This window comes from Streptomyces sp. NPDC087844 (assembly GCF_044742785.1).
GTDB lineage: Bacteria > Actinomycetota > Actinomycetes > Streptomycetales > Streptomycetaceae > Streptomyces.
Window position 1 is genome coordinate 75861 of sequence record NZ_JBIUVD010000031.1, and the last position, 23341, is coordinate 99201.

Sequence of the window (23341 nt, forward strand, 5' to 3'; positions counted from 1 at the left end):
AGGACTGCGCGCGGTTTATGGGCGGAGCGTCAGGCGGTCGTCCGGGATCACGGCGACGCCGAGGATCTCGATCATCGCTTCCGGCTGCCACAGCGCCGTGCAGCCGATCCCGGCCATCGCCGGATAGACGGTCCCGGCGAGCTCCCGCCACACCGCGCCGATCTCCTTGCCGTGCGCCTGGTAGTCGGGAATGTCGGTGAGGTAGATCGTCACACTCACCAGATCCCGCGGCTCCCCGCCCACCTCGCGCAGGGTCGTCAGGACGTTGCCGAACGCCTGCCGGAACTGCTCGACGATCCCACCCGGCACGATCTTCATGTCGGCGTCGAGAGCGGTCTGCCCGCCCAGGTGAAGCGTGTTTCCCGCGAGGGTTCCGTGCGAGTAGCCACGGGGCGTCGGCAGCGCTCCCGGGTTCACGGCGAGGGGAGTCACGTGGCCTCCGTGGGTTCGGGGGTGGCGGTCCGGCTCGACGGGTCTGCTCCGGTCGGGTCGGCATGCTGTATTGACAATAAATGACGGTCGTGAAAAAAACGAGATACCACACGAGCCGTGCCGACGAACACGAACCGTGCCGACGATCGCCCGCTCCCGAGGCCGCACGACCGGAACGGAGCCAACCCCCATGGAGCCCGACCTCAGCAAGTACCGCCTGGAGGGTGACGCCTCGATGTACCGGCTGCCCAGCGGGATCGTCGCTCCCGTGGTGACGCGTGCCGGAGCGGAGAGCGGCGACACCGCCGACTCCGGAGGGGCCGTCCGGATCTCGGGCGTCAGCATCCAGCACACACCCGCCACGAAACTGTGGTTCGGCAAGGTCGGCAACGACCCCGGCTACCGCTCGGTCACCCACCACCACGGCGAGGCCGAGACCGGCGGCTACGTCCTGTCGGGGCGGGCCCGCATCTACTTCGGCGAGAAGTTCGAGGACTACGTCGACATGGCGGAGGGCGACTGGGTCTTCGTCCCGCCGTTCATGCCGCACATCGAGTGCAACCTCTCCCGCACCGAGCCGCTGACCTGGATGACCACCCGGACGCCGGAGAACATCGTCGTCAATCTGTCCGACGTCGCCGACGCCGACCTCCGCGACTGGCTCGACCGATGACGCCGGGGCCCGCGTCGACGCCGAGCGGTACGCCACCGACCTCGGCCTTCTTCACCGAGGCGGTCACGCTCACACCCACCCCGCCCGAGCACTTCGACCTGGCCTTCACCGCCGTCACCCAGCCCTGCCCCTGGCCCAAGGCGTACGGCGGCGACCTCGTCGCGGCGGCGGCGGCAGCGGCGATGCGGTCCGTGACCGACGCCAAGACGCTGCACTCGATGCACAGCTACTTCCTGCGCCCCGCCGACATCGGCGCCCAGGTGCGCTACGAGGTGGAGGTGCTGCGCGACGGCCGCGGCTACAGCACCCGGCAGGTACGCGGCTACCAGAACGGCAGACCGCTCTACGTCTGCCTGGCCAACTTCGCCGCGGGGGAGCCCGGCGGGACCTTCCACGCGGAGTTCGCGGAGGTCGTCCCCGACCCGGAGGACCTGCCCGGGGCGGCGGCGTACCTCGAAGAGCGCAGCGGCGGCTCGATGACCGAGGAGTCGAAGGCCTACTGGTCCGCCGGCCGCAGCTTCGACATGCGGCATGTGCCCGGCCCGGTCTACCTGACCGTCGAGGGCAAACGGCTGCCGCGACAGGCGGTCTGGGTGCGGCCGTTCGACAGGCTGCGCACCGTCGAAGGGCTGACCGGCGCCCAGCGGGACCTGGCCGCGCTGGCGTACGTCTGCGACTACACGATCCTCGAACCCGTCCTGCGTGTACTGGACCTCGCCTGGGCCGACCCCGGGCTCGTCACCGCAAGCCTCGACCACGCCATGTGGTTCCACCGCCCGGGGCCGGTCGGCGACTGGCTCCTCTACGTCCAGGAAGCGGTCGCCGCCGACGCGGGCCGCGGACTGGGCACCGGCCGCTTCTTCACGCGCGACCACCGTCACCTGGCCACCGTCGTCCAGGAGGGAATGATCCGCCCCGCCTGACCCGCCGCCCGGTACGGCTCGGCATCGACCGTACCGAGCGGCCCCGCCCGGCACCGACGGGCTCCCGGAAGGACTCCTCCGTTGACTCTTCCGCCACCGCACCCACCCCGGCCACCGCTGCGACCTCAGCCGTTCTCTCCCTCGGCGTACGCGGACTCCTTCGCCCGCGACCACCTCCCTCCCGCGCATCTGTGGCCGACGATCGAGCTCGCCGCACCCGAACCGCTCCACCCGCCCCACCTGGAACGGCTCAACGCAGCCACCGAACTCATCGACCGCCCCACATCGGCGTTCGGGGCCGACCGCCCGGCACTGCGCACGCCGGCCGGGGAGACCTGGACCTACGGGGAACTGGGGAGGCGCGCCAACCAGGTCGCCCAGGTGCTCACCGAGGATTTCGGCCTGGAGCCGGGACAGCGCGTCCTGCTCCGCTCGCCCAACACCCCGTGGACCGTCGCGAGTTGGCTCGGCGTGCTCAAGGCCGGGGGAGTCGTCGTCACCGTCATGGCCGCGTTGCGCGCCCGCGAGATCGCCCCGGTCGCCGAGCGGACCCTGCCCGCCCTCGCCCTGGTGGACCACCGATGCGCCGAGGACGTCCACGTCGTACGCGACACCGTGCTGCCCTCGCTGAAGGTCGTGGAGTTCGGCGCCACCGGGCCGGGCGACCTCGTGGCCCGCGCCTCGGCGAAGTCCGGCGAGTTCACCGCCGTGGACACCGCCGCCGACGACGTGGCACTCCTCGCGCCGACCTCCGGCAGCACCGGCACCCCGAAGATCACCATGCACTTCCACCGGGACATCCTGGCCATCGACGACACCTTCGGCCGTCATGTGCTGCGGCTGCTCCCGGACGACCTGGTCGCCTGCAGCGCCCCCTTCGCCTTCACCTTCGGCCTCGGCATGCTCGTCGTCTTCCCGCTGCGGGCCGGTGCCTGCGCGCTGCTGACCGAGGCCGTGACCCCGCCGGGCATGGCGGAACTCGTCGAGCGGCAGGGCGTCACCGTGCTCGCGACAGCGCCCACGGCGTACAAGGCGATCCTGCGCGAGGGCCGCGAACAGCAGCTCGCCGGACTGCGTGTCGGCGTCTCGGCCGGCGAACACATACCCGTCGGCACCTGGGAGCAGCTGCGCGACCGCGTCGGACTGCGGGTCATCGACGGCATCGGCGCCACCGAACTGCTGCACATCTTCATCTCGGCGGCGGGCGACGACATCCGCCCCGGCGCCACCGGAAGACCGGTACCGGGCTTCCGCGCCACGATCCTCGGCCCCGACGGCACGGAACTGGGCCCCGGTGAGCCGGGCAGGCTGGGCGTCATCGGCCCGGTCGGCTGCCGCTACCTCGACGACGAACGCCAGAAGGACTACGTCGTGAACGGCTGGAACGTCACCGGTGACGTCTTCCACCGCGACGAGGACGGCTACTTCCACTACCACGCCCGCGGCGACAACATGATCGTCTCCTCCGGCTACAACATCGGCGGCCCCGAGGTCGAGGCCGCCATAGACACCCACCCCGACGTCCTGGAGTGCGCCGTCGTCGGCCGGAGCGACGCGGAACGCGGCGAGGTCGTCTGCGCCTTCGTCGTCCTGCGGGACGGCGTGAGGGGTGACGCCGCCAAGGCCGAGGAGATCCAGGGCCACGTCAAGGAGGTCATCGCGCCCTACAAGTACCCACGGGACGTGCGGTTCCGCCGGTCCCTGCCGCGCAACGCCAGCGGCAAACTGCAGCGGTTCGCACTCCGCGCGGCCGTCGAGGACGAGCAGGCCGCCACGGCCGCCGGTGAGCACTGAAAGAGGAACCCCCGTGAAGATCGCGATCGTTGGCGGCGGCCCCGGCGGCCTCTACTTCGCCGCCCTCATGAAACAGCTCGACCCGGCTCATGAGATCACCGTGTGGGAGCGCGACGCCCCGGACGACACCTTCGGTTTCGGCGTGGTGTTCTCCGACGAGACACTCGGCGGCATCGAGAACGCGGACCGTGAGTTCGCCGACGCGATGGCCCTCAGCTTCGCCCGCTGGACCGACATCGACATCCACTACCGCGGCCGGACCCACACCGTGGGCGGCCAGGGCTTCGCCGCGATGGGCCGCCGGGAACTGCTCGGACTGCTGCAGCGCCGCTGCCAGGACCTGGGGGTGAGCGTCCGCTTCTCCACGGCCGCCCCCGACACCGACGTCCTGCGTGCCTCGTACGACCTGGTGGTGGGCGCGGACGGAGTCAACTCGCGGGTCAGGGCCGCCCATCGGGATGTCTTCCGTCCCACGCTCGACCAGCGGCACAACAAGTACATGTGGCTGGGCACGGACCGGGTCTTCGAGGCGTTCCAGTTCTTCGTCAGGCAGACGGAGTGGGGGACCATGCAGGTGCACGGCTACCCCTACTCCGAGACCGGCTCCACCTTCATCGTCGAGATGCACGAGGACGTGTGGCGCCGGGCCGGCTTCGACGTCACCGAGGAGACCGAGTTCCCACCGGGGGCCTCGGACGAGCAGGCCGTCCAGCGTGTCCGCGGGCTCTTCGCGGAGGAACTGGCCGGGCATCGGGTGTTCGCCAACAACTCGAAGTGGCTCGGCTTCACCACCGTACGCAACGAGCGCTGGCACCACGGCAACCTCGTCCTCGTCGGGGACGCCGCGCACACCGCGCACTTCTCGATCGGGTCGGGCACCAAACTGGCGATGGAGGACTCCCTCGCCCTCGCCGCGTGCCTGCACGAACACCGGGACACCGACAGCGCGTTGTCGGCGTACGAAGCGGAGAGGCGCCCTGTCGTCGAGTCCACGCAGCGGGCCGCCCAGGCGTCCCTGGAGTGGTTCGAGAACATCGGCATGTACGCCCATCAGGAACCCACCCAGTTCTGCTTCAACCTGCTGACCCGCTCCCGCCGCATCACGTACGACAACCTCCGCACCCGCGACCAGGAGTTCGCCGACCGGGTCGACGCGGCCTTCGCGGCCTCCCAGGGCCTGCCGGACACCGCTCCGGCGATGTTCCAGCCCTTTCGGCTGGGGGAGCTGCGGCTGAAGAACCGGGTGATCGTGTCTCCGATGGACATGTACTCGGCCGTCGACGGCGTACCCGGTGACTTCCACCTGGTCCACCTCGGGTCGAAGGCGATGGGCGGCGCCGGACTGGTGATGACGGAGATGGTGTGCGTCTCGCCCGAGGGGCGCATCACCCCCGGTTGCACGGGTCTGTGGACGGACGGGCAGCGCGACTCGTGGGCGCGGATCGTGTCCTTCGTCCACGACCGCAGCACCGCCCGGATCGGTCTCCAGCTCGGTCACTCCGGCCGCAAGGGCTCCACCCGGATCATGTGGGAGGGCATGGACGACCCGCTGCCGGACGGCAACTGGGAGCCTGTCGGGCCGTCCCCGCTGCCGTACGGTCCCGGATCGGCCGTCCCCCGGGAACTCGACCGCGCCGGCATGGACGCGACTGTCGCCGACTTCGTCACCGCCGCCCGCCGGGGCGCCGAGGCGGGGTTCGATCTGCTCGAACTCCACTGCGCCCACGGCTACTTGCTGTCCTCGTTCCTCTCGCCCACGTCGAACCACCGCACCGACGAGTACGGCGGTTCGCTGCGGGGCCGGCTCCGGTTCCCCCTGGAGGTCTTCGACGCCGTCCGCGCCGCCTGGCCCGCCGAGCGGCCGATGATCGTACGGATCTCCGCGACGGACTGGGTTCCGGACGGCAACACCGGGCATGACGCCGTGGAGATCGCCCGCGCCTTCATCGCCCACGGCGCGGACGCGATCGACGTCTCCTCCGGACAGGTCACCAAGGACGAGCGGCCCGCGTACGGCCGGTCGTACCAGACGCCGTTCGCCGACCGGATCCGCCACGAGGTCGCGGCGGCCACCGGGACGGCCGTCATCGCGGTCGGGGCCATCGCGTCCTACGACGACGTGAACTCGCTCCTCCTCGCCGGCCGCGCGGATCTGTGCGCCCTCGGCCGCACCCACCTCTACGATCCGCACTGGACCCTGCACGCGGCGGCCGAGCAGGAGTACCGGGACAGCGCCGGCCAGTGGCCGCTCCCGTACCGGGCCGGCGCCCGCAAGCCGCCCGGCGCACGCACCGACGCCGTCCGCCCACGGCTCTCCCTGCTACGGGCCGAGGACCCCGGACACACCGTCCACCTGCGCTGGATCCCGCCCCGGAAACCGGCCGCCGTCGAGCACTGACCCCGAACGCGCCATCACCGGCCGCCATCCGCTGTACGTCCCGCAGGGCACCGACGAGCCGTCGCTCGCGCTGATCACTCCGGGTGCCGCACCGCTCGCACGGACAGTTCCTACGTCGACGCCTGGTCGTTGTCCTTCAGCGCGCCCCAGCCGTGCCACCGGTCGACCTCGATGAAGGCGCTGACCCGGTCGCGGACGCGATCGGGATAGGCCTCACCGGTGTAGTGGCGGGAGATGCGGTCGATGTCGGCCAGGCCCTCGTCGTCCTTCATGTCCGTCACCTGGCCCAAGAGGGTGACATGGGTGTACCAGTCGTCCCCGTCGAGGACGGTGAGGGTCACCCGGGGGTCGCGGCGCAGGTGTTTCAGGCGCACCCGGCCCAGGTCCATGCTGATCAGCGCCCGACCGTCCTCCCACAGGTACCAGGTGGGTGTGGACACGGGCGCACCGTCCGAACGCACCGTGGCGATGACGGCCGCGTTCGGGCGGCTCAGCAGTTCGACGGCCTCGGGCGGAAGCGGCGGCTTGGACATGTGCACTCCTCCATCTGGGCTGGCCCGCAGGGTGAGGACCTCGCGATGCATCCTCGTACCCGGCGTTCGCCCCCGCCACTCGACGCCCCCGCCACTCGACGCAGCCGCCCGTCAGGGGTTCACGGCCCGTCAGGGCTTCACGGCCACCGCGCCGAACTGAGGGACCGTGGCGGGAGAGCCGGTGCCGGGGTGCCAGTGCGCGCAGGAGACCAGGCCCGGTTCGAGGAACTCCAGACCGTCGAAGAAGGAGGCGACCTCCGCGCGGGTGCGGGCGGTGATCGGCGGGGTGGCGTTCTCGTTCCAGAACCTCATCGCCGCCACGTTGCCCTCGCCGCCGAGGTCGGGGTCGGTGGTGGGGTGGGTGAGGACCAGGTAGCTGCCGGACGGGACCGCCGCCAGGACCTGGTGCGCGATGTCCCGGGCCTTGTGGGTGTCGAGGACGAAGTTGAGGATGCCCAGCATCATCACCGCGACGGGCCGGTCGAGGTCCAGGGTCCCCGAGGCACGCTCGATGATGCCCTCGGGGTGGTGGACGTCGGCGTCGATGTAGTCGGTGGCGCCCTCGGGAGTGCTGGTCAGCAGGGTCCGGGCGTGGGCGAGCACGATCGGGTCGTTGTCGACGTACACGATGCGCGCGTCGGGCGCGGACCGCTGGGCTATCTCGTGCGTGTTGTCCAGGGTCGGCAGACCGGTGCCGATGTCCAGGAACTGCCGCACCCCGCGCTCCTCGACCAGATGGCGGACCGCACGTCCGAGGAACTCCCGGTCGGCGCGGGCCACGTCGCGGATCACCGGGAACATCCCGGCGACCTGGTCGCCGACGGCCTGGTCGACCTCGTAGTTGTCCTTCCCGCCGATCCAGTAGTTCCAGACCCGGGCGTTGTGCGCCACCCCGGTGTTGAGCCTTCCGGAACCGCTGGACGGGGCCTGGTTCTCACTCATGTCTTTCCTCTCCCGGACACGCCCGGGCATGCCGCGCGTGTCCTGGGCGTCTGCGGCCGCCGTGGCGGCACCGAACCGTCGTCCCCGCCATTCTGCCGCCTGTTGATCACGCCGTCCCGGGATTCCGGTACGCCTGCCCATGACATCTCGCGGGCCTTCTCTCGCGGGCGGACCGGAATCCCGAAGTACCCGTGGGGCGGCTCAGGGCCAGGAGAGGGGCGTCCCGGCCTTGTGGTCGCCGAGCCAGATGATCCTTTCGGTCTCGTCGTAGAAGCCCACGTCCGCGCAGGGGCCCTCGGGTTCCCGGTCGGCGGTCTGGAAGTGGCGTGCCGTCCAGCCCTGGAGGCCGTGCCGGTCCAGCAGCCGTCCGACCACCTTCCTGAACTCCGGATGGGGCACGCAGGTGCGGTCGGCGAACTCCTTCTTGAGGTCGGCCCGGAAGCGCGAGAAACGGAGTTGCTCCTCCGTGGGCCCGAGATACGGGTCCGAGCGATGGCTCCGGCACTGGTCCCGGCCGCCCGGGTACACATTGACCGACCCCTGCCGCGAGCTGTCGACGCAGGCGGTGAGCTCGGCGGGAGCCGCCTGCCCGAACAGCTCGGGCCACCGCACCCGGCAGGTGGCCACGGGATCGTCCGTGCCGGGGTCGAAGTTCATCACGGCGTCACCGTTGTCCGAGCTGACGCAGGACAGGCCGGTCGAGTCGAGGGTGTGGCCCCGGCCGTCACCGGCCACCCACGCGTACGTGCCCGCGGTCGCCCCCGTCACGACCAGCGCCACGGTCGGCACCATGACCAGCGCACGCCTGCGCCGCCGCCGTGCGCGCTGCCGCACCCGGGCGAGAACGCTTGTCGCCACGGGCGAGTCCGGGTCCGTGGCCCGTTCCCCGGGATCCGGATCGCTGTCGTGCAGCATCCGATCGAGTGCCTCATCGCTCAGCATGATCCTTCTCCTTCATCGCATCCGTCGCATCCGTCGGATCCTGCTCCGGGTTCGCCGCGGCCAGGTGCTGCTTCAGCCGCTGCCGGGCCCGGTGCATACGGGTGTCGACGGCGCCGACGGAGATTCCCAGCACGGACGCGAGGCCGGCCCGGGACAGGTCGTCCCAGTAGGCCAGGCGCAGCAGCTCCCGGTCGGCGGCGGGCAGCCGCGCGAGCGCCGCCGAGAGCGCGTCGCCCATGTCGGTGGTGTCCTCACCGTGCGGCGGACCGGGAACGCTCCGTTCGGTCACCCGCAGCTCGGCAACCCGTGACAGCAGCCTCGCCCAACGACGCAGCCCGCGTTCCTGGTTGGCCAGCACGCGGCGCGCGATGCCCAGCAGCCACAGCACCGCCTCCTCGTCCTCGTCGGGCAACTGCCGACGACGGCGCCATGCCACCGCGTACACCTCGGCCACCGCGTCATGGGCCGCCGCTTCACCGGTCCGGCGCAGGCAGTACGCCATCACCCTTCGATACGTCGGCCGGAACAGTCGCTCCAGCCGTTCACCCCGTTCGTTCCCATCCATGCCCAGCAATGTCCACCACGTCCCGATCCCTTACCGCGTAACGCCAGGACTTCACCCCGAGCGTGCCGCGGAGGCTTCCTTGATCACTTTGAACGATTCAAATCAGAGGGGGCCTGCCTGGCAACGTCCCACCGTGCGCGAACCCTTGACGCGTGTGGTGTGCACACTTACCGTCTCCCGCGGACGATGTAAAACGATTCAAGTTTGCTCGGTTCGCCACCTCTGCTTTGCGTCTGGTACCTCCCTGCCCGGAAGGAGCACGGCGTCTTGCCCGCACCGCACGACATGCCTCGCCCGTCCCGCCGCCAGATCCTGGCCGCCGCCTCCGCGGCGGCAGCCGTCGCCTCGCTCGCCCCGCGAGAAGCCACAGCCGCGACGGCCGGACCGCGGTCGGTCCTCACCGCCTTCCACCTGGCCGACGTCCGCCTGCTGGAGAGCCCGTTCCTCGCCAACATGCGGCGCACCTGCGCGTATCTGCTCTTCGTCGACACCGACAGGCTGCTGCACACCTTCCGGCTGAACGTGGGGCTGCCCTCCGCCGCCGAACCCTGCGGCGGCTGGGAGGCGCCGGGCGTCCAACTGCGCGGCCACACCACCGGACATCTGCTCGGCGCACTGGCCCAGGCGTACGCCAACACCGGCGACGACGCCTACGCGGCCAAGGCGCGTTCCCTGGTGTCAGCGCTGGCCGAGTGCCAGCGGGCCGCCCCGGCGGCCGGGTACCACGCGGGATATCTGTCCGCGTTTCCCGAGTCCGTCTTCGACCAGCTGGAGGCCGGCGGCAAGCCCTGGGCCCCGTACTACACCCTCCACAAGATCATGGCGGGGCTGCTCGACCAGTACGAACTGGGCGGTGACAAACAGGCGTTGGCGGTGCTGCTGGACATGGCGGCCTGGGTGGACGCCCGCACCGCACCGCTCTCCGCCGAGCGGATGCAGACGGTGCTGAAAGTGGAGTTCGGCGGCATGAACGACGTACTCGCCCGCCTCCACCTGGTGACGGGCGATGCGGCGCACCTGCGGACCGCCCGGCGCTTCGACCACGAGGAGCTGTACGCCCCGCTGGCCGCGGGCCGGGACGAACTCGCGGGCCGCCACGCCAACACCGAGATCGCCAAGGTGGTGGGAGCGGTACCGGGTTACGAGGCCACGGGAGAGAAGCGCTACCTCGACATCGCCGAGCACTTCTGGACGACGGTCGTGCGGGACCATTCGTACGCCATCGGTGGCAACTCCGACCAGGAGCTGTTCGGGCCGCCCGGCGAGATCGTGAGCCGGCTGTCCGAGGTGACCTGCGAGAACTGCAACAGCTACAACATGCTCAAGCTCGGCCGGCACCTGTTCCTGCACCGCCCCTCCCGCTCGGCGTACATGGACCACTACGAGTGGACGCTCTACAACCAGATGCTCGGGGAACAGGATCCCGTCTCCGAGCACGGTTTCGTCACCTACTACACCGGAATGTGGGCGGGGTCGGAGCGGCAGCCCAAGGGCGGCCTCGGCTCGGCGCCCGGCAGTTACAGCGGGGACTACGACAACTTCTCCTGCGACCACGGCTCCGGTCTGGAGACCCACACCAAGTTCGCGGACAGCATCTACTTCCGCACGCGTGATACGCGCGGGCCCTCTCTGTACGTCAACCTGTTCATTCCCTCCGAACTGCGATGGCCCGAAATAGGTGTGACGGTACGTCAGGACACCGGCCACCCCACGACCGATCGCACCCGCCTCACCGTCACCGGGGGAGCCGCCCGCTTCACACTGAGGGTGCGTGTCCCCGGCTGGGTGGCCGACAGCGGCCGAGAGCCCCGGTTGGAGGTCAACGGCCGGCGCCTTCCCGGCCGGCTGAAGCCGGGTACGTACGCCGCCGTGGAACGGCACTGGCGCGCCGGGGACACGGTTGAACTCGTGCTTCCCCGACGGCCCGTCTGGCAGGCAGCCCCGGACAACCCGCAGGTGCAGTCGGTCTCGTACGGGCCCCTGGTCCTCGCGGGGGAGTACGGCGACACCGCGCTCGCCACGCTCCCCGCGATCCGGCCGGAGACTCTGCGTCCGGTGCCCGGCAGCGGTACGGCGTTCACCGCTCTCGCCGACGACCGCCGCGTGTCCCTGCGGCCGTTCCACGAGGTGCACCACCAGCGCTACAACGTCTACTGGGCCGTGGAGCCGCGCCCCGCACACGAACGGGACATCGCCCGCTACCCCTTCGACGAGGGGACCGGAACCTCGGCGGCCGACCGTACCCGCACCTTCGCCGACGCGACCCTCGCGTCAGGCGCGACCTGGTCCGAGGCCGAGGCCGAAGCCGGCGGTGTTCGGTCCGTGTTCCTGGACGGGCGGGGCGCCCACGTCGTCCTGCCGGCCGGACTGCCCGGCGGACTCGACGAACTGACCGTCAGCGTCCGGGTCCGCGTGGACACCTTGACCGCCTCCGCCCGTGTCTTCGACCTGGGGTACCACAAGGACACCTACCTGTTCCTGGCGGCGACCACCGGTGCCCGGCGCGCACGGGCCGCCCTGAAGATCGCCGGTATGGAGTCCGAGGACGTCATCGACGCGGGCGGCCCGCTCCCCGTCGGGCAGTGGGTCCACGTGGCCCTCACCCTGGGCGGCGGCACCGGTGTCCTCTACCTCGACGGTGTCGAGGCGGGACGCAACGACGCCATGGTCGCGAGCCCGCTCCTGCTCGGCGCGAGCACCCGCAACCACCTGGGCCGCTCCCAGAACAGCACCCACCCGTACCTGCACGGCGCGGTCCGTGACTTCCGCCTGCACAACCGGGCCCTGAGCGCCTCCGAGGCGGCGCGCCTGGCAGCCGGCTGACCCGCTGCCTTCGGTGCTCCACCGCACCCCGGCCCCTCTCCGACCCCGGCCCCTCTCCGACCCCGGCCCCTCTCCGACCCCGGCCCCTCTCCGACCCCGATTCCGCAACGACTCCGATTCCGCAGCGACGCCGATAGCGCAACGACCCGATTCCCCAGCACACCGTTCCGTCCGGCGGGCGCCCCCGGTGCCCGCCGTTCACGCAGGAGTCCCACCATGTCTCACGACGACCTGTCCAGACGCCGCTTCGTGGCCGCGGCCGGTGCCGCGGGCACCGTTCTCGCGGTCGGCCTGCCCGATGCCGCCCTCGCCGCGGAAGAGGCGGCCACGGGCACCGGCGCCACGGCCCTGACCGCCGAACGCTCCTTCTCGGCCCAGCACTTCACAGACCCCCGGCGGGACAGCAGACCGACCGTCTACTGGTACTGGAACGGGCCCGTCACCCCCGAACTCGTGGACCGGCAGATGGCCGACCTGCGGGACAAGGGCATGTACGAGGTGGTGCTCTTCCCCTTCGACAACGCCGAGATGCGTCCGGTGTTCTTCACCGAGGAATGGTTCGACATCGTCGGACACGTACTGCGCACCGCGGAACGCACCGGCATGCGGGTGTGGCTGTTCAACGACGACCACTTTCCCAGTGGCCGCGCCGGGGAGTACATCGTCAAGGGCGGCACGGTCGGCTCCCGCACGTACGAGCCGCGGCCCGATCTGCGCCTGAAGGCACTCTGGCGCTCCACCACCGTCGTCGAAGGCCCCGCCACCGTCGACCTGCGCCGCAGCAGCGGGGTGGGCGTGGCGGCCGGACAACTGGTCGCCGACGCCGCCGTGCTCGACGGCGCCGCCGTGCTGCGGGGCGGCGACGGCTGGACGGACTGCACCGTCACCGGCAGCGCCAAGGCCGAACACACCGCAGCCGGTCTCGTAGTCCGCGCCTCCGCCGACGGACTCGACGGGTACGCCGTCACCTTCGACCAGACCGGGGTCGTCACCGTCCTGCGCCTCGCCCGCGGCACGGACCCGGTCGAACTGCTGCGCAGCACCCGCACCGACGGCTTCAACAAGACCAAGTTCCACACGGTGGCCGTCACCGTCCGAGGGGGCAGCCTGTCCGTCACCCTCGACGGCAAGGACAAGGGCACGGTCGCCGACGACCGGTACGCGACCGGCGGGGCGGGCGTACGGGCCGTCGCCGACCAGCGCTCCCTGTGGGACAACCTCACGGTCACGGGCGCCGACGGCACCTCGCTCCACACCACGACCTTCGACGACCCGGCCGACGCGGGGGACTTCCCCGAACGCGCCCGACTCGCCGCCGACGCCACGGCCGTCGCCGCCGCGGCCCGCCCGGTGGGCACCAAGGACGCCGGCGAAGTCCTCGACCTGACCGCCCGGTTGAGCGGCGCGCACACCTGGCAGGTCCCGGCGGGTCGCTGGCAGCTCGACCTGTTCGGCGGAGCCCCCCTCGTCGACGACACGCAGGGCTACAGCCGCAGTTACATCGACCTGCTCGACGACGAGCCCGTGGAACTGTTCCTCGACATCGTCCCGGGTGAGTACCACCGCCGTTTCCGCCGCTACTTCGGCACGGTCGTCCCGGGCTTCTGGGACGACGAGCCGTTCTTCGCCTCGGCCGAGGCGCACTTCAAACGCCTTCCCTGGTCGCCCACGCTCGACCAGGCACTGCGGGCGGTGGACGTCGAGCCGGGCATCGCCTACGCCGCCGCCTTCGACGACCTGGGCCGCGACGGCCGGATCGCCCGGGGCCGCTACTGGCAGGCCGTGTCCAACCGCTTCGCCCGCTACTTCCAGAAGCAGGCCCGCTGGTACGAGCAGCGTGACGTCGCCCTGATCACCAACCCGCTCTACGACGAGACGTCTCCGGCCAAGCGCATCCCCTCCACCGGAGACCTGCACAAGGTCAACCAGTGGGCGCACGTGCCCGGCGGAGACAGCATCACCGCCGAGTACGTGGCCGGTGAGCCCACCATGATCCCGCGCAATCCCGTGTCCGTCGCGCATCAAATGGGCCGGGAACGGGCCCTGTTGGAGATGTTCGGCAACATGGGCTGGCAGGTCACACCCGGGTTCGTGCACACCACGGTCGGCGCGCAGGCCGCCCGGGGCGTCAACCTGACGGTCCTGCACGCCCTGTGGACCGACGAGGTCCGCGTCTACTTCCCACCGCCGTTCGGCCCGCGCGCCCCCTGGTGGTGGGCGATGCGTCCGCTCGCCGAGTGGATCGGCCGCGTGATGGAGGCCGGACGCGGCACCTCCGGGGCCCGTACCGCCGTACTGCAGCCGCAGCGCGCCGCCGAGCAGTGGACCGGCACCGACCGGCAGGGCGAGGTGGACGGCGCGCTCACCGACGCCGCCTACGCCCTGGAGCGGGCCCAGGTCGACTTCGACCTCGTCCACGAGGGCGCCCTGACCGGCGACCCGGACCTGCTGAGCCACGCGGACGTGCGAGGCGGCCGGCTGACCGTGGGCGCGGCCCGTTACGACCTGGTGGTGGTGCCCGTGACACCGACCCTGGACGTGGCCTCTGTGCGCGTCCTCGCGGAGTTCGCGCGGGCCGGCGGCACCGTCGTGGCCGTCGGCACCCTCGCCGCCGAGGAGGCGGACCGCGAGGACCGGTCCCTCGCCCGAGCGCTGACGGACCTGTTCGGCGAGCGGGTCCCCGGTCGCCGGGCGGTCGGCCGCGGGCACGCCGTGCGCGTCGCCGATCCGGAGGGCCTGCGCGACGCGACCCACGAGGCAGGGGTCGCCGCGGCCGTGCTGGAGACACCCCAGGACGCGGTACGCGTCATACGGGTCCACCGCGGCGAGGACACCGCCTTCATCGTCAACAACGAGGGCGGCGAGCACGTCGGGACGACCGCGACCCTCCCGGCCACCGGCGTCCCCGAGCTGTGGGACCCCGCGACGGGCAGCACCGGCACCGCTCCCGTGCACCGGAGCGGCAAGAACGGCATCCAGCTGCCCCTGACCCTGGAGCCGTACCAGACCAGGATCGTCGTCGTACGCCACGACGCACGGGCGGTCCCGCACCTGACGGCCTCGCCGCTGCCCGTCCTCGCGGTCGAGCGGCACGGGAAGGGTCTGCGGGCGACGGTGGAGGCCTCGGCTCCCGGCAGTCACCGGTTCACCGGAACCGACGGCTCCCACACGTATCGCGGTACGGCCCGTACCGATGACCCCCTCGACGCGGTCACCGTGGACGGCGACTGGACCCTCACCCTGGAACGCGAGGGCTCCACACCGGTCACCGGGCCCCTGGGCAGCTGGGTCGAACACGACCGCCTCTTCTCCGGCAGCGGCACCTACACCAGGGACCTCGACGTCGAGCGGGCGCTCCTCGACGGGCGCCGCGTCCTGCTCGACCTCGGCGACGTCCGTGACGTGGCGGCCGTCACCGTCAACGGCACCGCACTCCCGCCGCTGCTGTGGGCGCCGTGGACCGTCGACATCACCCGCCTGGTCAAGGCCGGTCGCAACTCCCTCGCCGTCCGCGTGGCCAACACGCTCTCCAACGAGCGCAACAAACCCCTGCCGTCCGGCCTGCTCGGACCGGTGACCCTGCGCTTCCGACGCCGGCTCACCGTCGACCTCACCCGCGACTGACTCTCCCTATCGCTTCTCTCCCGCCCCGCACGCACTTCATGGAGCCCTCATGCTCAGACCCCGTCCGCGACCGCGTCCCCGCGGCGGACACCGGCGGCCCGTACCCGTACTCCTCGCCGGACTGACCGCGTTCGTGACCGTCCTCGCAGGCGCCGTCACCGCCGACGCCACCACGGCCGACAACGCCACCGTCACCCCGGACCGCCTGCGCACCCAGCACCTGAGCCAGGCCCTGGGCATCGACGACACCACACCCGACCTCAGCTGGGAGACCGACGCCCGCGCCACGAACACCCGCCAGAGCGCCTACCGCGTCCAGGCGGCCAGTTCCCCGGAGCTGCTGCGCCGCGGCCGGCCCGACCTGTGGGACTCGGGCAAGGTCCGCTCGACGGTGCCCGGGACCACGTACGCGGGGCAGGAGCTGGGCTCCCGTGACCGCGTGTACTGGCGGGTCATGCTCTGGTCGTCGCACGGGCCGCGCGACTCCGGCTGGAGCGACACCGCCGTCTTCGAGACCGGCCTGACCCGGCAGTCGGACTGGAACACCGGCGGGAACGCCCAGTGGATCACGCACCCGGACTGGCGGCTGAGCGAGCGCACGGTCGAGCCCGTCGTCGTCAAGGTCCCCCGCACCACGGCCCGTTACGTACGGCTGGACGTCACCGAGTTGGGGCTGCCGCTGGAGGAGGCCTTCCCCGACCGCACCTGGCGTGTCCAGCTCGGCGAGATAGACGTACGTGACTCCGCCACCTCCACCACCGGCCTCGCCCGCGGCGCCGCGGTGACCGCCTCCGAGACCAACACCCTGCGCAAGACCTGGGAACCTGCCCTCGCCGTCGACGGTCTGCCCAACAGCGCCCTGCAGACGGCCGCCGGATACGCGAGCGCCGCCCACACCGGCGCCGACGTCTCCGGCGCACCCGTGGCCCTCACCCTCGACCTCAAGTCGGCGAAGACCTTCGACGAGGTGGCGCTGTACCCGCGCGCCGACGTCCTCACCGCGGACGGCCGCGTCCCCGACTTCCCCGTGGACTACGCGCTTTCGAGCGGCGACAGTGCCACCGGCCCGTTCACCGCACTCGCGGACGTGGACGGACAGAAGGCCCCCGAGCCCTACCTCCCGGCCGGACTCCCCCTGCTCACCGACGACTTCAGGCTCCCGAAGAAGGTGCGCAGCGCCCGCCTCCACATCGGCGGACTGGGTATCTACGACGCGACCCTCAACGGCGAACCGGTGGGTGACGCCGTGCTGGAACCCGCCAACACCGACTACGCGGAACGCGTCCAGTACGCGACCTACGATGTCACCGACCGCCTGAGGACGGGCGCCAACACCCTCGGGGTCGCCCTCGGCAACGGCATGTCCAACGTCGTCAGCACCGCCGACCGCTACCGCAAGCTGTACGGCAACCTGAGCGACCCCAAGCTGATCGCCCGCCTGGAGGTGACCCTGGCCGACGGCAGCGTCCGTACCGTCACGAGCGGCGACGACTGGCGCACCACCCTGGGACCCACCACCTCCTCCAACTGGTACGGCGGCGAGGACTACGACGCCCGCCGCGAGATCGCCCACTGGGACGAGCCGGGCGGCGACCGGCGCGGCTGGGACAGGGCCGTCACGGTGGCCGGCCCCGGCACGGCGGAGAACCTCGCCGAACTCAGCGCCCGCGAGACCGAACCCATCAGGGCCGTCGAGACCCTCAAGGGCAAGGAGGTCGAAGGCGCCGCGAAGAGCAGGGTGTTCGACCTGGGCCGCAACATCGCGGGCTGGCCCGAGATCACCGTCAGCGCCCCCGCCGGAACGGCCGTCCGCGTCTACCCGGCCGAAAGCCTCAAGGACGGCCACGCGTTCCAGTCCATCAGCAATGTGGGCTCACCCCTCTGGGACAGCTACACCACCCGAGGCGCCCGCAGCGAGACCTGGCATCCGCGCTTCAGCTACCACGGCTTCCGCTACCTGGAACTCAGAGGCGTTCCCGAGGGCGCGACCGTGACCGTACGCGGCAAGGTGCTGCGCACCGACAACACCTCGGCCGGTGACTTCAGCAGCTCCGACCCGCTCGTCAACGACATCCACTCGCTCATCCGCCGTGCCGTCGAGGGCAACATGATGAGCGTCCTCACCGACTGCCCCAGCCGGGAGAAACTGGGCTGGCTGGAGCAGAACCAGCTCGTCTTCCCGGCACTCGCGGGCAACTACGACATGCGCTCCTACCTGCGCAAGATCGTGCGCGACATGGCCGACGCGCAGACCACGGACGGGCTGATCCCCAGCACCGTGCCCGAGTACACCAGCCTGCCCGGCGCCTACCGCAACGACTCCAACTGGGGCGGCGCGTTCGTCCTCGTCCCCTGGCAGCTCTACACCACCTACGGGGACCGGGACACGATGGCCACGTACTACCCGCGGATGCGGCAGTACGCCGACTTCCTGGAGACGCAGGTCTCCGGCGGCATCCTCGACTACGGCCTCGGCGACTGGTTCACCCCGGACCGCACCTTCCCGCGGGCGGTCGCCGGCACCTACGGCTACTGGCGTGTCGTCGACGCCCTGAGCAGGACCGCCGCCGTCCTCGGTGACCAGGACGCGGCCGACACCTACCGGGCGAAGGCCGACGCGAGCACGCAGGCCCTGGCCGCGAAGTACTACGACTCCGCCACGGGCACCTTCGGTGGCGCAGGACAGGGCGCCGAAGCCCTCGCCCTCGACATGGGCGCGTACCCGGCGGGGGAGAAGGACCGCCTGCTCGGCCACTTCACCACCGCCGTCGAGAACGCCGGCCACCACCTGACCCTCGGCGAGATCTCCCTGCCCGCCGCGTTCCGCGTCCTGTCCACCAACGGCCGCGACGACATCGTCCACGCGATCGCCACGCAGACGACCAGTCCGAGCTACGGCTACCAGGTGCGCGCCGGCAACACCACGCTCGGCGAGTCCTGGGACGGCGGACCCGGCCAGTCGCAGAACCACTTCATGCTCGGCGCCATCGACTCCTGGTTCACCACCCGGGTCGCGGGCATCGGGCAGACCGCCGACTCGGTCGGCTACTCCGAGCTGCTCGTCGACCCGGCCGTCGAGGGCGACATGACCTCGGCGACCGGCTCGTACCGCACTCCGTACGGGGTCGCCCGGACCGAGTGGAAGCGGGACGGCGGCCGGTTCCGCCTCACCGCTGAGGTGCCCGCGGGGAGCACGGCGGAGGTGCGTGTGCCCCTGTTCGGTTCCGGCGCGAAGGCGCAGGCGCCCGCCGGGGCACGCCTCGTGCGTACGGGCGCCGACGAGGCGGTGTACGAGGTCGGGTCGGGCCGCTGGAGCTTCCGCTCGGCGGCTTCGTAGCGCCGGGGAGGTCTCCTGCGGCACTACGGCGAACGCGCACCCAGGTCAGCGACCTGGGTGCGCGTTCCCCGCGTGCGTTCCGGGTGTGCCGGCGCGATCAGACCGCGGGCGCCGGGTACGTCGGGTACTCGACCCCCGTCACATGCTGGACGACCCGCACGACCTGGCAGGAGTAGCCGAACTCGTTGTCGTACCAGAGGTAGAGGATCGCGTTGTCGCCGTCGACCTTGGTGGCGCCGGCATCGACGATCGAGGCGTGGCGCGAGCCCATGAAGTCGCTGGAGACCGCGTCGGGGGCGGTGGTGAAGTCGATCTGCCGCTTCAGCGACGAGGTGAGCGACACGTTCCGCAGATGGTCGAGGACTTCCTCGCGGGTCGTCTCGCGGCCGAGCCGCAGGCTGAGGATCGCGATCGAGACGTCCGGCACCGGAACCCGGATCGAGCTGCCGGTGATCGGCGCGTCCAGGTCGGGCAGCGCCTTGGCCACGGCGGAGGCGGCGCCCGTCTCGGTGATCACCATGTTGAGCGGCGCCGAGCGGCCACGACGGTCGGCCTTGTGGTAGTTGTCCAGCAGGTTCTGGTCGTTGGTGAACGAGTGGACGGTCTCCACGTGCCCGCGCACAACGCCGTACTCGTCGGCCATCGCCTTCAGCGGCGGGACGATCGCGTTCGTGGTGCAGGACGCGCAGGACAGGATCCGCTCGTCCGGCTTGATCATGTCGTGGTTGACGCCGTGCACGATGTTGGGCACGTCACCCTTGCCCGGCGCGGTCAGCACGACCTTGTCGATGCCGGGGCGCAGATGCTGCGACAGGCCCTCGCGGTCGCGCCAGATGCCGGTGTTGTCGATGAGGACGGCGTCCTTGACGCCGTACGCCGTGTAGTCGACCTCCGACGGGTCGTTCGCGTAGATCACCTTGATCGCGTTGCCGTTGGCGAAGATCGTGCTGCTCGCCTCGTCGACGGTGATCGTGCCCTGGAACTGGCCGTGGATCGAGTCGCGGCGCAGCAGCGAGGCGCGCTTGACGAGATCCTCGGCGGCCCGCCCACCGCCCCGGCGGACGACGACGGCCCGCAGGCGCAGGCCGTTCCCGGAACCCGCCTTCTCGATGAGCAGGCGGGCGACGAGACGGCCGATGCGGCCGAAGCCGTACAGGACGACATCGCGTCCCTCCCGGCTCCCGATCCTGTCGGCGCCCGTGGCACCGGCGACGGCCTCGGCGGTGAAGGCCTCGACCGTGAGGCCGCGGTCGTCACCGCGGTGCGTGGCCGCGAGCATTCCGATGTCGATCTGGGAGGGGCCGAGGTCGAGCGTGGTCAGAGCCCGCAGATAGGGCAGTGTCTCGGTGACCGACAGTTCCACTCCGGTGATCTGCCGGGCGAACCGGTGGGTCTTGAGGATGCTGACCACCGACTTGTTCACCAAGGAGCGGCTGTGCAGCAGGACGGTGACGTCCCGCTCGCGGTGCAGCTTCCCGATGATCGGGATCATCGACTCCGCGATCTCCTCGCGGTTCTTCCAGTTGGTGAACGAGTCGTCATTGACAGTCACAGGCTTATCTTTCGAGCTAGGCGGTGCTCATATGATAAACGGTCGATGATCTCCCCCCGCACGCGGCCCGCTCCCGCATGCCTGTGGCCCGCCGGGAGGGCGGGCCACAGGTTCTTCATCTACTCAGTCGGCTGTCACGGGTAGCTGGTTCACGGGAAGCTGGTGATCTTGGAAGGGATGGTGTCCGATCCCGAGGTCGGCGCACCCGTGTCGTTCACGACGTGGGCGTACTGACCCTTGCCTCCCAGTGAGATCACCTGGATGCTGTGCAGCTTGACGCCCGACTTGACCGGCACCTGGAACCCGTGGTGCTGGACGATCGTCGAGTCGGACGTGAAGTTGCAGTAACTGCCCAGGCCCCAGGCCTCATGGGTGTTGACGCTGTCGGCCACCTTGTAGGCGGCGTACCCGACGATGCCGTCATGGGTGACGGCGGCGGCGTTCGGCACGTCGTAGGCCTTCTCGTTCTGGAAGAAGATCGTCCGGCCGCGTTCGCCGCTCCAGACCACGTCGTACTTGTTGAAGTGCTCGACGAACAGGCCCGTGGCGAGGACGTCGTCGCCGTTGACCTCAAGCCCGTAGTCGGCGCGGTTGGTCTCCCAGCCGACCCCCTCACCGTGGTCCGCTCGCCAGATCCACGTGTGGTCGATGATGGTGTCGTCGCTGTTGACGACCATGGAGTGGGTGGCCAGGCCGGGTCCGGCCCCGCCGATCCGGACGAACACGTCCTGCACGGTGGTCGGGTTGGCGGCGTGGTCGGCCGAGGACCCGGGCGCTCCGACCTGAAGCAGGGTGTCGGACTTGGCGGCACCGGCGTCGATGAGGAAGCCCGCCAGCCTGACCCCGTCGACATCGGCGACATGCATCGCGTCCACGCCGTTGTCGGGAATGATCGTGGCCAGGCCGAGCCCGAGGACGACGGTGTTGGCGCGGTTGACGTTGATGGTCTGGTCGAGGTGGTAGACGCCGGGTGTGAACAGGAGGTTGAGGCCCTGCGCCAGTGCCGCGTTGATGGTCGCGGCGGTCGCGCCGGGCTTCACCACGTAGAACTGGCTGAGCGGGAGCGAGGTGCCGCCCGCGTTCGTCGGCCAGGACACACCCCGGGCGTTCGTCCGCTTGCCGGGCACGAACACCTTGTAGTCGTTGCCGTCCAGGTACAGGAACGGCTTCTCCCGCGAGACCGGTGTGGTGTCCAGCGTCGTGTACGGACCGGTGTCGAAGTTCGTCGCCGGGGCACCCTGCACACCGGAGAACGTCATGTTCCACACGCCGTTGGTCCAGCCGCCGACCGAACTCTCGCGGGTGTACCACTGCTGCTGGGAGTACGGACCGACCGTGCCGTCGATCTTCGAGTCGGCGATGTAACCGCCGGAGGCCCAGCCGTAGCCCGCGGGTGCGAGGTTGAGGCCGCCCTCGACGTGGATCCGGCGGAACGGCGCCGCCTGCGCCACCGCCCAGCGGTTCGTGCCGTTGACGGGCCTGATCGACAGGTTCTCCGCCGAACGCCAGAAGTTCTGGGTGGCGTTGCCGTCGAACCAGCCCGCGTCCACGGTGATGTCACCGTTGATCTTCACGTCGTCGGGGTTGAGACCGAGCCCCGAGATCGAGGTGTAGAAGCCCAGTTGTGCGTTGATGCCGTTGTACGTGCCCGGCTTCATCAGGAACTGGTAGCGGCCGGAGCCGAACTGGTTGGACTCCTGCTGGGTGAAGACCTGGTCGAACTTGGCTTGCAGATTCGGTGTGTTCGGGTCCACGACGATGACGTTGGGGCCGAGGTCGCCGCCGCCCTCGACGGGCGGGGTGCTGCCGCCGGTGCCGGTGTGCACCGCGACCTCCCACAGCGAGTAGCCGTAACCGGTGCCGCGAGCCGTCCCGTTGACCCGGACATAGCGGCCCGAGCCGCTGACGTCGTAGGAGGCGGTGCCTCCGGTGCCGTTGGTGACGGCCTTCAACGTCGTCCAGGCCTGGCCGTCGGCCGAGGCCTGGACGGTGAAGTCCTTGCCGTAGGCGGCCTCCCAGTTGAGGTCGACCTTGCAGATGTCCTGGACCGAGCCGAGGTCCACCCGTACCCACTGGGGGTCGGACGCCTGGCTGGACCAGCGGGTGCCCGTGTCGCCGTCGAAGGCGGACGCGGCGGGCGTGCCCGCGTTCTCCGTGGAGGAGGCGGTGGCCGTCCTGCCCCGGGCGGCGTTGGCGGTCGAGCAGGCGGCGGCCGGGGGGTTGCCGGAGGTGCCGAAGACCTGGAACTCCCAGAGGGAGTAGCCGTATTCGGTGGCACGGGAGACGCCCTGCATCCGGACGTAACGGCCCTGGCCGGAGACATCGAGCGTATCGGTGCCGCCGTCGCCGCCGGTGACGGCCTTGACATCGGTCCAGGAGCTGCCGTTGTCGGAGACCTGGATCTTGTAGTCCTTGCCGTAGGCCGCCTCCCAGTTGAGGACGACCTTGCTGAGCGTGGCCGAGGTCCCGAGGTCGACCTGGAGCCACTGGGCATCGGTACGGGCCGACGACCACCGGGTCCCGGTGTCACCGTCGACCGCGCCGGCGGCGGGGGTGCCGGCGTTCTCGTCGGAGGAGGAGGCGGCGGTTCTGCCCTGAGAGAGCGGTGCTTCGGCCGCGGCGGCCGGTAGCTGGGCGGGGACGGTGATGAGCGCGGCCGCTGTGGCGAGCGCGAACCCCAGGGATCTGAGTCGCAAACGTTGACGTCTCATACGTTGACTCCGTGCGGGTGTGGAGGGCGAGGAGCGGTCGGGACGAACCCGAACCAGAGCGTGAGGAACCCGAACCAGTGCGGCGAGGGGCC

At 70.8% G+C, this 23341-nt stretch carries 14 protein-coding genes; 7 read left to right on the forward strand and 7 right to left on the reverse strand.

The features are described 5' to 3' along the window. Positions 1 to 15 precede the first annotated feature (15 nt). Complete coding sequence (locus ACIOKD_RS38655; protein ID WP_402092929.1) at positions 16 to 432, reverse strand: RidA family protein; 417 nt, start codon at positions 430 to 432, stop codon at positions 16 to 18. Positions 433 to 622: 190 nt separating this feature from the next. Here ACIOKD_RS38655 and ACIOKD_RS38660 point away from each other — a divergent pair, with 190 nt between their 5' ends. The 4 genes from ACIOKD_RS38660 to ACIOKD_RS38675 all read left to right on the forward strand — a co-directional run bounded on the left by ACIOKD_RS38660 (position 623) and on the right by ACIOKD_RS38675 (position 6220). Further along, positions 623 to 1105, forward strand: coding sequence for a cupin domain-containing protein (locus tag ACIOKD_RS38660; RefSeq protein ID WP_402092930.1), 483 nt, complete (start codon positions 623 to 625; stop codon positions 1103 to 1105). Beyond that, entirely contained in the window at positions 1102 to 2028 is a 927-nt protein-coding gene (locus ACIOKD_RS38665) for an acyl-CoA thioesterase (RefSeq protein WP_402092931.1), read from the forward strand. Before ACIOKD_RS38660 ends, ACIOKD_RS38665 begins: the two co-directional genes overlap by 4 nt. 81 nt (positions 2029 to 2109) lie before the next feature. Next, on the forward strand, positions 2110 to 3822 hold the full coding sequence (locus ACIOKD_RS38670) for an AMP-binding protein (protein ID WP_402092932.1): 1713 nt from the start codon (positions 2110 to 2112) through the stop codon (positions 3820 to 3822). Between the two features lie 13 nt (positions 3823 to 3835). Then, positions 3836 to 6220, forward strand: a complete 2385-nt coding sequence (locus tag ACIOKD_RS38675; RefSeq protein WP_402092934.1) for a bifunctional salicylyl-CoA 5-hydroxylase/oxidoreductase — start codon at positions 3836 to 3838, stop codon at positions 6218 to 6220. A gap of 110 nt (positions 6221 to 6330) precedes the next feature. Here the strand turns inward: ACIOKD_RS38675 and ACIOKD_RS38680 are convergent, their stop codons facing one another. The 4 genes from ACIOKD_RS38680 to ACIOKD_RS38695 form a co-directional block, all read right to left on the reverse strand. Then, the gene (locus tag ACIOKD_RS38680; RefSeq protein WP_402092936.1) at positions 6331 to 6753 is read right to left on the reverse strand and encodes a PPOX class F420-dependent oxidoreductase; all 423 of its coding nucleotides are present in this window, start codon (positions 6751 to 6753) and stop codon (positions 6331 to 6333) included. Positions 6754 to 6882: 129 nt separating this feature from the next. After that, on the reverse strand, positions 6883 to 7695 hold the full coding sequence (locus ACIOKD_RS38685; protein WP_402092938.1) for an SAM-dependent methyltransferase: 813 nt from the start codon (positions 7693 to 7695) through the stop codon (positions 6883 to 6885). A 201-nt stretch (positions 7696 to 7896) separates the two neighbouring features. Further along, entirely contained in the window at positions 7897 to 8637 is a 741-nt protein-coding gene (locus tag ACIOKD_RS38690) for a hypothetical protein (protein ID WP_402092939.1), read from the reverse strand. Then, a complete protein-coding gene (locus tag ACIOKD_RS38695) occupies positions 8624 to 9202 on the reverse strand; it encodes an RNA polymerase sigma factor (RefSeq protein ID WP_402092940.1) in 579 nt (192 codons plus the stop codon). The genes ACIOKD_RS38690 and ACIOKD_RS38695 overlap by 14 nt, the downstream gene beginning before the upstream one ends. Before the next feature lie 267 nt (positions 9203 to 9469). Here ACIOKD_RS38695 and ACIOKD_RS38700 point away from each other — a divergent pair, with 267 nt between their 5' ends. The 3 genes from ACIOKD_RS38700 to ACIOKD_RS38710 all read left to right on the forward strand — a co-directional run bounded on the left by ACIOKD_RS38700 (position 9470) and on the right by ACIOKD_RS38710 (position 18986). Next, positions 9470 to 12025: a beta-L-arabinofuranosidase domain-containing protein gene (locus ACIOKD_RS38700; RefSeq protein WP_402092942.1), complete on the forward strand. Its 2556-nt coding sequence runs from the start codon at positions 9470 to 9472 to the stop codon at positions 12023 to 12025. Positions 12026 to 12241: 216 nt separating this feature from the next. Next, positions 12242 to 15649: a glycosylhydrolase-like jelly roll fold domain-containing protein gene (locus tag ACIOKD_RS38705; protein ID WP_402092944.1), complete on the forward strand. Its 3408-nt coding sequence runs from the start codon at positions 12242 to 12244 to the stop codon at positions 15647 to 15649. Between the two features lie 49 nt (positions 15650 to 15698). Further along, on the forward strand, positions 15699 to 18986 hold the full coding sequence (locus ACIOKD_RS38710) for a family 78 glycoside hydrolase catalytic domain (protein ID WP_402092946.1): 3288 nt from the start codon (positions 15699 to 15701) through the stop codon (positions 18984 to 18986). A gap of 97 nt (positions 18987 to 19083) precedes the next feature. Here ACIOKD_RS38710 and ACIOKD_RS38715 read toward each other — a convergent pair whose 3' ends face one another. Both ACIOKD_RS38715 and ACIOKD_RS38720 read right to left on the reverse strand, forming a co-directional pair. Further along, positions 19084 to 20538 (reverse strand): glyceraldehyde-3-phosphate dehydrogenase, encoded by a 1455-nt coding sequence (locus tag ACIOKD_RS38715; RefSeq protein ID WP_402092947.1) that lies wholly within the window; start codon positions 20536 to 20538, stop codon positions 19084 to 19086. 149 nt (positions 20539 to 20687) lie between these two features. Then, on the reverse strand, positions 20688 to 23234 hold the full coding sequence (locus ACIOKD_RS38720; RefSeq protein ID WP_402092964.1) for a discoidin domain-containing protein: 2547 nt from the start codon (positions 23232 to 23234) through the stop codon (positions 20688 to 20690). Positions 23235 to 23341: the final 107 nt, after the last annotated feature.

Bases quoted from the DNA above. Each gene is read 5' to 3' on its own strand.
- ACIOKD_RS38680 (WP_402092936.1), bottom strand. From the start codon at position 6,753: ATGTCCAAGCCGCCGCTTCCGCCCGAGGCCGTCGAACTGCTGAGCCGC.
- ACIOKD_RS38660 (WP_402092930.1), top strand. From the start codon at position 623: ATGGAGCCCGACCTCAGCAAGTACCGCCTGGAGGGTGACGCCTCGATG.
- ACIOKD_RS38695 (WP_402092940.1), bottom strand. From the start codon at position 9,202: ATGGATGGGAACGAACGGGGTGAACGGCTGGAGCGACTGTTCCGGCCG.
- ACIOKD_RS38665 (WP_402092931.1), top strand. From the start codon at position 1,102: ATGACGCCGGGGCCCGCGTCGACGCCGAGCGGTACGCCACCGACCTCG.
- ACIOKD_RS38710 (WP_402092946.1), top strand. From the start codon at position 15,699: ATGCTCAGACCCCGTCCGCGACCGCGTCCCCGCGGCGGACACCGGCGG.
- ACIOKD_RS38690 (WP_402092939.1), bottom strand. From the start codon at position 8,637: ATGCTGAGCGATGAGGCACTCGATCGGATGCTGCACGACAGCGATCCG.
- ACIOKD_RS38685 (WP_402092938.1), bottom strand. From the start codon at position 7,695: ATGAGTGAGAACCAGGCCCCGTCCAGCGGTTCCGGAAGGCTCAACACC.
- ACIOKD_RS38705 (WP_402092944.1), top strand. From the start codon at position 12,242: ATGTCTCACGACGACCTGTCCAGACGCCGCTTCGTGGCCGCGGCCGGT.